The sequence below is a fragment of the Photorhabdus kayaii genome, from assembly GCF_025384895.1.
Lineage (GTDB): Bacteria > Pseudomonadota > Gammaproteobacteria > Enterobacterales > Enterobacteriaceae > Photorhabdus > Photorhabdus kayaii.
The window spans coordinates 59639-69875 of the sequence record NZ_JAJAFZ010000019.1 but is presented as its reverse complement, the minus strand read 5'-3'; the positions used below and the strand labels follow the sequence as shown (position 1 = coordinate 69875).

General features: G+C 43.5%; 16 protein-coding genes. 1 reads left to right on the top strand and 15 read right to left on the bottom strand.

Features of this window, described 5'->3' with window-relative positions; all coding sequences use genetic code 11:
• Positions 1–119: transposase (locus tag LGZ98_RS09715; protein ID WP_262978019.1), on the bottom strand; the 119-nt coding region annotated here is incomplete at its 3' end.
• A 351-nt stretch (positions 120–470) separates the two neighbouring features.
• On the opposite strand from LGZ98_RS09715, the gene LGZ98_RS09710 reads away from it, so the two are divergent.
• Entirely contained in the window at positions 471–1484 is a 1014-nt protein-coding gene (locus tag LGZ98_RS09710) for an IS630-like element ISPlu10 family transposase (RefSeq protein WP_262978017.1), read from the top strand.
• A gap of 432 nt (positions 1485–1916) precedes the next feature.
• Here the strand turns inward: LGZ98_RS09710 and LGZ98_RS09705 are convergent, their stop codons facing one another.
• From LGZ98_RS09705 to fliJ, 14 genes are all read right to left on the bottom strand, one after another.
• Positions 1917–2195: a type II toxin-antitoxin system RelE/ParE family toxin gene (locus tag LGZ98_RS09705; protein ID WP_113043998.1), complete on the bottom strand. Its 279-nt coding sequence runs from the start codon at positions 2193–2195 to the stop codon at positions 1917–1919.
• A complete protein-coding gene (locus LGZ98_RS09700) occupies positions 2195–2479 on the bottom strand; it encodes a CopG family ribbon-helix-helix protein (protein WP_011146195.1) in 285 nt (94 codons plus the stop codon). Before LGZ98_RS09700 ends, LGZ98_RS09705 begins: the two co-directional genes overlap by 1 nt.
• A gap of 103 nt (positions 2480–2582) precedes the next feature.
• A complete protein-coding gene (locus LGZ98_RS09695; RefSeq protein WP_113043997.1) occupies positions 2583–2957 on the bottom strand; it encodes a helix-turn-helix domain-containing protein in 375 nt (124 codons plus the stop codon).
• Positions 2958–3030: 73 nt separating this feature from the next.
• Positions 3031–3291 carry a type II toxin-antitoxin system RelE family toxin gene (locus LGZ98_RS09690; RefSeq protein WP_112895984.1) on the bottom strand — a complete coding sequence of 87 codons (261 nt, stop codon included), beginning with the start codon at positions 3289–3291 and terminating at the stop codon, positions 3031–3033.
• Positions 3292–3557: 266 nt separating this feature from the next.
• On the bottom strand, positions 3558–3965 hold the full coding sequence (locus LGZ98_RS09685) for a cytidine deaminase (protein WP_113043996.1): 408 nt from the start codon (positions 3963–3965) through the stop codon (positions 3558–3560).
• A gap of 121 nt (positions 3966–4086) precedes the next feature.
• Positions 4087–4869 carry a flagellar biosynthetic protein FliR gene (fliR, locus tag LGZ98_RS09680; protein WP_113043995.1) on the bottom strand — a complete coding sequence of 261 codons (783 nt, stop codon included), beginning with the start codon at positions 4867–4869 and terminating at the stop codon, positions 4087–4089.
• Between the two features lie 2 nt (positions 4870–4871).
• On the bottom strand, positions 4872–5141 hold the full coding sequence (fliQ, locus tag LGZ98_RS09675) for a flagellar biosynthesis protein FliQ (RefSeq protein ID WP_049581963.1): 270 nt from the start codon (positions 5139–5141) through the stop codon (positions 4872–4874).
• A gap of 20 nt (positions 5142–5161) precedes the next feature.
• Entirely contained in the window at positions 5162–5878 is a 717-nt protein-coding gene (gene fliP / locus LGZ98_RS09670; RefSeq protein WP_112896021.1) for a flagellar type III secretion system pore protein FliP, read from the bottom strand.
• A gap of 46 nt (positions 5879–5924) precedes the next feature.
• Positions 5925–6377 (bottom strand): flagellar biosynthetic protein FliO, encoded by a 453-nt coding sequence (fliO, locus tag LGZ98_RS09665; protein WP_113043994.1) that lies wholly within the window; start codon positions 6375–6377, stop codon positions 5925–5927.
• Between the two features lies 1 nt (position 6378).
• Complete coding sequence (gene fliN, locus LGZ98_RS09660; RefSeq protein WP_112876880.1) at positions 6379–6798, bottom strand: flagellar motor switch protein FliN; 420 nt, start codon at positions 6796–6798, stop codon at positions 6379–6381.
• The gene (gene fliM / locus LGZ98_RS09655; RefSeq protein ID WP_112876881.1) at positions 6791–7795 is read right to left on the bottom strand and encodes a flagellar motor switch protein FliM; all 1005 of its coding nucleotides are present in this window, start codon (positions 7793–7795) and stop codon (positions 6791–6793) included. The genes fliN and fliM overlap by 8 nt, the downstream gene beginning before the upstream one ends.
• 5 nt (positions 7796–7800) lie before the next feature.
• Positions 7801–8277: a flagellar basal body-associated protein FliL gene (gene fliL, locus LGZ98_RS09650; protein WP_113043993.1), complete on the bottom strand. Its 477-nt coding sequence runs from the start codon at positions 8275–8277 to the stop codon at positions 7801–7803.
• 173 nt (positions 8278–8450) lie between these two features.
• On the bottom strand, positions 8451–9782 hold the full coding sequence (locus LGZ98_RS09645; RefSeq protein ID WP_262978016.1) for a flagellar hook-length control protein FliK: 1332 nt from the start codon (positions 9780–9782) through the stop codon (positions 8451–8453).
• Positions 9782–10225, bottom strand: a complete 444-nt coding sequence (fliJ, locus tag LGZ98_RS09640) for a flagellar export protein FliJ (RefSeq protein WP_262978015.1) — start codon at positions 10223–10225, stop codon at positions 9782–9784. Before fliJ ends, LGZ98_RS09645 begins: the two co-directional genes overlap by 1 nt.
• Between the last annotated feature and the right edge of the window lie 12 nt (positions 10226–10237).

The following is a 10237-nucleotide window of genomic DNA, read 5'->3' as shown; positions in this document are numbered from 1 at the left end:
ACCGATTCACCCACACCCAGTGACTTAACTGCTTCTGCAAGGCGGTAGCCTTGGTCAAGTACCAGACTGGCAGCATCACGCTTAAACTCTGTAGAAAACGTACGACGTTGTCTTGTCATTGAACACCTCTTTTAACTAACGTGGTAATCTTACCACTTAAATGGGTGTCCGGTTTTATTAGACCACTACAACCTGAAAGATAACGGGTATAAATCCTTGAATTAATGAAGGGCTTATGGTTGCTCCCCTTGTGTTTCATTTATCCTTCGAAAAAAGCAAACCATAGGCTCAACACGATCTTCTCTACTCACTCTTTTGATCATCAATTAATCGATGAAAGAAAAATAGCCAAATAACCTCATTCCTGATAAATAACTTTTCAAAATAGTAGAACACTTGGAGGGAACTCAGTCCAATTTTTGCAATCTGATCAATTGTAAATAATCCCAAACCACTAAACGGACTGAGTTATGCCTATCATAGCACCTATACCCCGCAATGAACGACGCCAGATGAAAAAAATTATCCAGAACACCCGAGATAAAGATTATGCTCGCAGGCTCATGGCCATATTGATGCTTCATCGAGGCGAGTCTGTCTCTCTGGTCGCCAAAACCCTTTGCGCCAGTCGTTCTTCTGTCTATCGCTGGATAAACTGGTTGACTTTATATGGTCTGGAAGGACTCAAAAGCCTGCCTGTGGGCAGACCCGCTGTCTGGAATTTAATCCCGCTTTATCCTTTACTGTCTTTTTTATTGCAATATTCTCCCCAGCAATTGGGCTGCCTGCGTTCTCGCTGGAGTCTTGAGTTTTTTATAATTAAAATCAATGAATTATTAAACATAAAATTATCCATCAGTACCTTCTATCGTTACTTACATAAAATGGGTATCGTGTGGCGAAGGGCAGCCCCGACGCTTAAATTACCCGATCCCGAGTACCCTGAAAAAATGGCGAAAATTACCGAGGCATTGTCAAAGCGTTCAGAAAAACATCCCGTTTTTTATGAAGATGAAGTCGACATCGAGCTGAATCCAAAAATCGGGGCTGACGGGTATTTAAAAGGGCAACAGAAACGTATAGTGACACCAGGAAAAAACCAAAAACATTATTTTGCAGGTTGCCTGAATGTTCAAACGGGAAAAGTGACTTATGCTGACGGGTTAAATAAGAATTCTCAGTTATTTATCAATGTATTGGAAGAACTTGAACGCCAGTATTGTCATGCTGAAACCCTCACTTTGATTTTGGATAATTACAGTATCCATAAAAGCCGACGGGTCAGAGATTGGCTGGCTTGTCATCCTAAATTTAATCTGTTGTTTTTACCTGTTTATTCACCCTGGCTGAATAAAATTGAGCGTCTGTGGCAATCCTTACATGAAACGGTGACACGAAATCATAGCTGTCAGTATATGTGGCAGTTGCTTGAGAAAGTGAAAACGTTTTTAAATTCATGTCCCTACAGGAATAGCAGAGAATAAAAAGAGTGAGTGTATTATAATTATGAAAAGTTATTTATTTATTACTAAGTCATGCTCTCCCTGCTGACTGGGGTAGCACCCCACTTTGTTTAACCTGCCATAATCATTTAAAAATGAGAATACAGAAGTATTAGGAATACTATATCGAGGACAGATTTAATTCAATAAGTGCAATTTTTTAAAAGAAGATTTAATTGCATTTACTATGCGAATTTAAGGATATTAAAGTTATCTTTGCTATTTTTTGCTGTCGTTTAACTTTGTTATATCCAATTGAATTATTGAGAAGATTTCCAGTCCCGATACTTTTTTGTGAATCGCTTTTCGGTACTGGAAGAGCTGACATTGAGAACGATTGATTTTGCATTGGCAAGATCAAGGATAGTTTAAGAGCCGTGAAGGGGGAAATGTCACCTCTTGTCATGTCAGGTGTCAAGATTTAGGCCATTGTCTGGCGGTATGTAGTACACGGAGAATTCTTACTATTCTGCCTGCAACGTCATAAATTAATGTGTAATTTTTGTGGGCCACTAACTCACGAGTGCCGTTAACCCTGCCTGGACGACCAGAGTCGGGGTGATTAGTTAGATAACTGGCTTTCTCTGAAAAAAGTTCATCAAGAGCTAATGCTGCTAAAGGGTTATTTACCTCAATGTAGTTATATATTTCCTCACGGTCTTGAATGGCTTCTGGCGTCCAAAATAATTGCATTACTTGGCCTCAAAACGGCGGAGTGTAGCTTTGCGGCGGGCTAAAAATTTAGCCTCAACTTGGTCGGCTGGCACTAGATTACCGGCATCGGCAGAAGCTTGGCCTATTTCTATTTGCCTGCGGAGCCAAGCATCGTGGACGCTCGCTTCTTGTTGCTGACGCACGAAATCGCGCATGAAGTCACGTAGTAGTTGTGCGCCTTTGCGATCGAGTGATTTCGCTGCTGCGGTAAAGTCATTTTTCAGGGCATCATCAACCCTAAAGGTAAAAGTAGTTTCGCTCATAGCTAATGATTCCATCGTAATGTGTTACAAAGTAAGTACAGTGTAGTACTTAAATGGGTGGAATACTACCTTTCGCTTCTAGATCGACGAGGCTTTTCTGAATTTAGTCGACCATAAGCTGGCCGATACGGCAGTCGTACAGCGTAGCTAGTTTCTCTAGAGTAGATCGACGAGGCTTTTCTGATTTTTCCCACTGAGAGACAGCAGACTGACCGACACCTAATTTTTCTGCAACTTCTGATTGTGACAAGTCGCGATAAACACGCCAAGCAGCAATGATACTAATTTGTTGTTCAACCATGATCCCAACTACTTCATGTGGGATAGTTTCTTCATCATTTTCACCTACTTCATATGATACTGATACATAATCTTCATCTCGATCAGACAGGGCTAGTAGACGTTCATACTCCGCTATAGGCAAAATTACTGATTGCCGTACACCGTTTTCGTCAGTAATAAAGTTGATTCTAGGCATGGAATTTACTCCGGTTAAATTAAATTTAATCAATATAATACAATAGATTATGATTTTTCCTTGCTATTTTTTGCTAATAGGTGTTTGTTTGTCTGCGTTTTACTTCTTTGACTTCGATGATCACAGGTTCACCGTTAATTACGTCAAATAAGATGCGATAATCACCTACTCTTAATCGATACTGGTTTTTGCTGCCGCTCAGCTTTGTTATATCCAGTTGAACTATTGGGAAGCTTTCCAGTTCCGATACTTTTTTGTAAATCGCTTTTTGGTACCGGATGTCGATCTTGGCTAACTGTTTAGCAGCTCGACCAGACCAAACCACTTTGATCATTTTTTCCCTTATCGATTAAAAAACAGATCTATTTTAGATGAGACTAATATTAGATTAAAAGTCTGATATTGACAATGAAAATCTAATTTTTATGTCCATTTTTCTAATGTAAGAATAGTAAGTCTAATAATCAAGTAGTAAGCTAATAATGTTAACTACAGAGATATCTCTATAACTGACATTGAGAACGGTTGATTTTGTATTGGCAAGGAAAGACAGCCTAGGAGACGACTGTCAGGGAAGAGAGGGCTACTTAGTCATACAGTTTAGAGTTTTTCTCCATTAACGGCTGACCAATGATAAGGTTGTAATTCACGTATGGTTTTAAATAACAGCTCGTTTTTCTCATTAGTCACCGCCGCTTTTACGGAGCCTCCCCAATGAACCAGACGTTCCCGACATATTCCACAGGGTGACAAAATGATATATTCACAACCGGCATCTTCACGGCAGAGACATATAGAGTGCGTTACCGCTTCATTCAGTTTATGGGCCTCTAAATAGGCGCCAACTTCCATACAAAGAGATAATGCGTCATTTTTGGTATCAGGGGCAATGCTGGTTAAGATTTTGCCCGATTCTGTCCGTACCGCGGCAGCGCCACCCCATCCTTTGGGGTATCGTTTTTCAATTAAGTTAACTGCGGCATTATATAACTCTTGTTCTATATTCATTAATTTACTGCTCCTATCTCGTTAGCTTATTTTATTTTTCTGGGTTAATAAAATAGTACAATTTATATCATATAAAATACGGATGGTTTTTTCCAGGTAGACTTTGTTTTAAATAATATTTTTAAATAACCATCCCACTGATAATGACCGCCAGTCGATTAAATAATTCACTAAACATACGTTCGGTAAATGGCGCTAACATCGGGATTAAAAGTGTGAGTACCAATATTCCGGTAGTTAGTGTTAACGGAAAACCGACCACAAAGATGGAAAGCTGTGGTGTCATCCGGTTTAAAATCCCCAATGATAAATTCAGTGTTAATAATAGTGTTATCAATGGTAGAGCCAGCATCATGCCGTTGATAAATATCATGCTGGCGCTTTGTGCTAGCAGTAAAAATCCTTGAGCGCTGAGTTGCAGTGGTTGTACCGGAAGAATCTGGAAGGTGTCTGCCAGAACCGATAATAGCCATAGGTGACCATCAAAGGCCAGAAATAACAGTAAGGTCAAGAGGTTAAAGATTCGTGCCAAAATAGGCATATTGGGGCCGCCGGAGGGATCAAAAAAGGTAGCGAATGAGAGCCCCATTTGTAAACCAATCACTTCACCGGCATGACGCACGGCTGCAAAGGCAATTTGCATTGTCAGGCCAAGTGATGCCCCAATTAAGATTTGCTGGAGCATCACCCAGAATGCCGCAACAGAGAAAATAGGCACTTGCGCAGGTTGCAGGTTTGGCATCAAGAGCAGTGTTACCATCACGGCTAGTCCGATTTTGACTTTCTTAGGTGCCTGTTTTTCACTGAATAATGGCGCAGTACTGAACAGCGCAAGCACCCGAACCAGCGGCCAGAAAAATTCACTGACGAACTGGATCAGCATTTCACTGTTAAAAGAGATCATAACTAGCCAATTATCACCGGTATGCTGCTGTAGAGTTCACGCATGTAGTCCAGCAATAGGTTTAGCATCCAAGGACCGGCGATAACGGTAGTGACAAATACCGCCAGAATTTTGGGAATAAATGATAGTGTCATTTCGTTAACTTGTGTTGCAGCTTGCAATAAGCTCACAATTAAACCACATAATAAAGCTGCTAACAGCAACGGCGCAGCTAGCGCCAATGCGACTTTCATGGCTTCTGTTCCCAATGCCATTACTGATTCAGGAGTCATAATGTTTGCCTCTTTTCAGGTCAACCGTAAAAACTTTGTGCCAGAGAACCCAGTAGTAATTGCCAGCCGTCAACTAAGACAAATAGCATGAGTTTAAAGGGCAGTGAGATGGTTGCAGGGGGGACCATCATCATCCCCAACGCCATCAATACGCTGGCGACCACCAGGTCAATAATCAAAAATGGAATAAACAGGGTAAAACCAATCTGAAAAGCGGTTTTCAATTCGCTGGTAATAAATGCCGGCATTAATACTCGCATAGGAACAGAATCGGCAGTTTCAAATGGCGGCTGATCAGCAAGACGTGCAAACAGCGCTAAATCGTTTTCCCTTGTCTGACGCAACATAAATTGCCGTAACGGCTTGGCGCCATTTTCTAACGCGGTTTCCAGACTAATTTTATCTTCACTGAAAGGCAGATAAGCATCTTGATAAACTTTATCGAAAACCGGTGACATAATGAAAAACGTCATAAATAACGCCAATCCAAGTAAAACCTGATTAGGCGGTGCCGATGGGGTGCCTAAAGCATTACGCAATAAACCCAACACGATAATAATGCGGGTAAAACTGGTCATCATGAGTAGGGCTGCGGGAATAAACGTCAGCGCGGTAATGAAAACTAATGTTTGAACCGGTAGTGACCAACTCTGCCCACCGTTTGCTAGCGGTTGACTGATGATGCCCGGTAACTGTGCCGCGGCATCTATCGGTAAAATAAGCGCAGCGAGTATCATCCCCAGGCGGCATGACAATGCAAACTTATCCCTTATAAAGAGAGAACTACTTTTTTTCATCATCTTTGCCTTGTCGCATCAGCGTATTTTTTAAAATCTGACCAAATAGTGCCGGTTTTATAGTTTGTTCTTCGGTGGTATCACGGTGGGATTCAGGTATTGGCATCTGGTGTAATAAATTAATTTGCTGAGCAGTGACACCTAATACCAGCCAGTTATCTTCAATTTCGACAATGACGACACGTTCACGTTGTCCCAGAGAGCAACTGGCTTTGATACTCAATTGTTGCTGAGTTTTCCCTTTGTTGGAAAACAGCCCTATACGGCGTATTAGCCAAGTGAGGGTGAAAATCAATAGCAATACCCCCGCCAGCGCACTACTGACCTGCATCAACGTCTGACCTGCGGGAAGTGGCGCGGATGTGGCGACTTGAGTAACCGCTTGGGTTTGCGCGGCAGAACCTGCCGCGCCATTATGCAAAGAGGGCTGGAAAGCCATATTAACGACTCAGGCGACGCATACGTTCAGAAGGGGTGATGATATCAGTGATACGGATACCGTATTTATCGGATACAACCACAACTTCACCCTGAGCAATCAGATATCCATTGATTAAAATATCCAACGGCTCCCCGGCAAGGCCATCAAGAGAAACTACTGAACCTTGAGATAATCTCAGCAGTTGTTTGATGGTCATTTTTGTTCGGCCCAATTCTACGGATAATTTAACCGGAATATCCAGAATCAGGTCGATATCCGATAAGTGAGCCAGTGTATCCTGAGGCTCCAGAGATTCAAAAATTGCCGCGCTACTGTCAGAGGTTTGTTGTTGCGCGGCCTGTTGTTCCAGAGCTTCTGCCCACATATCTTCGGCAGATCCGGTTGAAGCGGTATCTGTGGGTTGCTTAGCATCACTCATTGGGCTGTTCCTCATCCAGAGCATTTAAAACAGGGTTAATAAGATGTTCGACACGCAGGGCATATTGCCCGTTTAATGTTCCGTACTGACTGGTGAGCACGGGCACACCATCAACGTGAACGATCAGGCGTTCGGGTTTATCAATAGGTAAGATATCGCCCGGCTGAAGTTGCAGGATTTTTGACAGCCTCAGCGGGATATCAACAAAGTTAGCGACCAATTCCAGCTCTGAATGCTGAACCTGTTTTACCAGGCTTTCTCGCCACAGGCTGTCTTCTTGCCGGGCATTTTCCAATGGTGGATTGGTCAGACGTTCCCGTAGTGGTTCGATCATGGCAAACGGAATACAGATATTAAATTCACCACTCAACGCACCAATTTCCACTTGAAATGGCGTTGTCACCACAATATCGTTCGGTGATGTTGTAATGTTGGTGAATTTCACCTGCATTTCAGAGCGAATATATTCCACTTCAATTTTGAAAATGGCGCTCCAGGCATCACGATAGGAATCCAATGCCATGCGTAACATCCGGTTAATCACTCGCTGTTCAGTATGGGTGAATTCACGACCTTCTACTTTGGTCGGGAAACGTCCGTCACCACCAAACAGGTTATCTACCGCGATGTAAACCAGGCTTGGTGCAAATGCAAACAGCGCTGTTCCTCTTAGCGGTTTCAGATGAACCAGATTAAGGTTGGTCGGTACTGCCAGGTTACGGGCGAATTCATGATAAGGCTGAATTTTTATTGCGCCGACGGTAATGTCAGGACTACGGCGGAGCATGTTAAACAACCCCATCCTAAAATGACGAGCAAAGCGTTCATTAATAATTTCCAGTGCTTGCAGACGTTCCCGAATAACACGACGTTGGGTATTGGGATCATAAGGGCGAACCTCATTTTCCCCGGACGCGGTATTTTCTACGTCGTCACTGGCACTGTCGCCATTGAGCAGAGCATCAATCTCTGCCTGTGAAAGAATATTGTCACTCATGGTGATTATCGCAGAATAAACGTGGTAAACAGCACATCGGTGATGACCTGATCCGGTTCACCGGGTACCAAGGTTGGGCGAAGTGTTTGCTTGATGTCGTCCATCAGACGCAATTTACCGCTGTCATGAGCCAGATCGGCTGATTTTTGGCGTGATAATAGCAACAACATACGACTACGAACTTCCGGCAGATACTCGTGGAAACGCTGGCGAGTTTTTTCATCAGCTAAACGTAAAGTCACACCAATGTAGAGCACTCGGTCAAAGTGATCTTCATTGTCGATCAGGTTGACGGTGAAAGGCTCCAGAGTCATAAAGACAGGGACTGCTATGGCTTTGGATGCCGCGGAGTCACTCTCTTTTGCCTGTTTAAGTGCCCACCAACTGTATCCCCCGATGGCGGCACCGATAACGGCAATCAGTACTAACAGTATCATCCCAAATGGATTTTTGCGTTTATGCTCGTAGCTATAGTCAGACATGGACAGACAAATTCCTGTTTTTGTTGCGGATAAGTGTCCACGCATTCCATAGTGGGCTGACTTATCCATCAATATCGATAATCATTATCCCGCGTATTTCCGCAGGCAATAGCTGGAACAAACGGGGAAAAAACGACTAACTCGTTCGTTTGTTGTGAAGCTACTTGCCACTATCAGGCGAAAATATCCACACCTCCTCGGGCGGACGCGAGTTGATGAGGTGTTAAATGTACTGTGGATTCAGTGGCTGAGTGATTTTCCGAGGTGGCATCAGCATTGCGACTTGCGGTTCCGCCTGAATGTTGTGAATCAGAGCGTTGTTCTTGTTGCCACGGGCTAGCGTTATCACTGCTGACACTGCTTTGGGTCAGTTGAATACCACTTTCTGCCAGTGCATGGCGAAGTCCAGGTAATGCCGCTTCCAGTGCTGCCCGGACATGGCTGTGAGCCGATGCCAGATGTAATTGTGCTTGATTATCTTCAACGGACATGCGGATTTGCAAGGCACCTAGTTCTTGTGGATGCAGGCGCAGCTCTGCCTGTTGCAGGCCGTTGCGGTTGAATAAAATAATTTGTTGGTTTAATTGTTGTTGCCACTCTTCACTACCTAACTGGGCATTCAGTAAGAGGGTAGAGGTACTGGATAACTGAAACTGGGCGGTCTGATTGTGTCCTGCGGAGAGCAGGGGAGAGGTTGCCACAGAGGAGATTTGCCCGATTTGCTGATTTTCAGTGGCGGTCGGTGCGTGCTGGATCTCAGCTTGAGCGGTAGTTTGAGTTAATGCTGATTCGCGTGGATGGGGCTGAGTTGTCGTTTCATGCTGGATAGTTGCGACAGCAATCTTGGGTTTTACTGAAGAATGTTGCACCAGTCTGTTTTCAGGTTTGGTTTTAAAAAAGGTTTCTGCTTTTTCTTCTTCTTGTTTTGGTTGTTCTGCAATCTCTGTCAGAGGATTCTCTTCAGCCGATAATCCTGTAATGGCTAATTCTTTCGCGCTAATTTGACGGTTTTTATCATTATGCTTGATGAGTCCGTCAGGTTGGAGGCTACTTTTCTGGTTTTCTGATTTGATGGCTAACCCGGATAATTGTATGGGTAAACTTGCCGCCAGCTCTTCTGCTGACATGAGTTTCTCATCAACAGCAACCGGTTGTTTGTTTGCATCTGCTTTTACATCAAGGGGAATCAGCGAGGAGGTAATAGGCTCCGTTGGTATTTCATTGGAGGTAGATAATTCATTTGCGATAGACAATTCGTTTGGGACAGATAATTCGTTTGGGACAGATAATAATGGCGACAAATCGTGGTCTGTATCATCAATAATCTCTTCTCCTTCTTTGGGTGATACTTTTCCTGGTTTGACCCCGCCTTTCTGCGCCAGTTCGGTTTCCAGATTGAGAAATTGAGCAAAAGCCGAAGGTTGATCGGCATCAGTGAGTGAATTACTGCGCGTTGGTTGATTTTCTGTCGGTTTCAGGTCGGCAGGCAAAAGAGTGAGATTCATTATTTATTTCTCCGTTGTGCGCTACGTTGGGCATATTCATCCATCTGTTTCTGTTCCGTTCTGTTCTGATGTAATCTTCGGTTGTTATCTGCCCGTTGTTGCAAAGTATCGAAGGCATTAAGGCGCTGTTGTTTTTCCCGCCACTGTGATAAAGCCGTATCAAGCCGCTGTTGCCATTGATTAAGCTGCAATTTGTGCTGTTCAATCGCTTTTTCCAGCGTTTTCATGAATTGCTGATAATTTTGCCAAGTGGTACATGGCATACCATTACTCAATGTGTCATTTAGGCGTTCCCGGTATTCATCCTGATAGCCCATCAACGTTACGAGTTGTTGCTCCATTTGCTGATAGTTCTGACGAACTTGTGCTAAGTGAGTGGCGGCTTTTTCCATTGCATTTTGTGCAAGGTCACGCAAGGTTATGAGAGGTGATTGTTGCTGCATCTTATTCCTCGC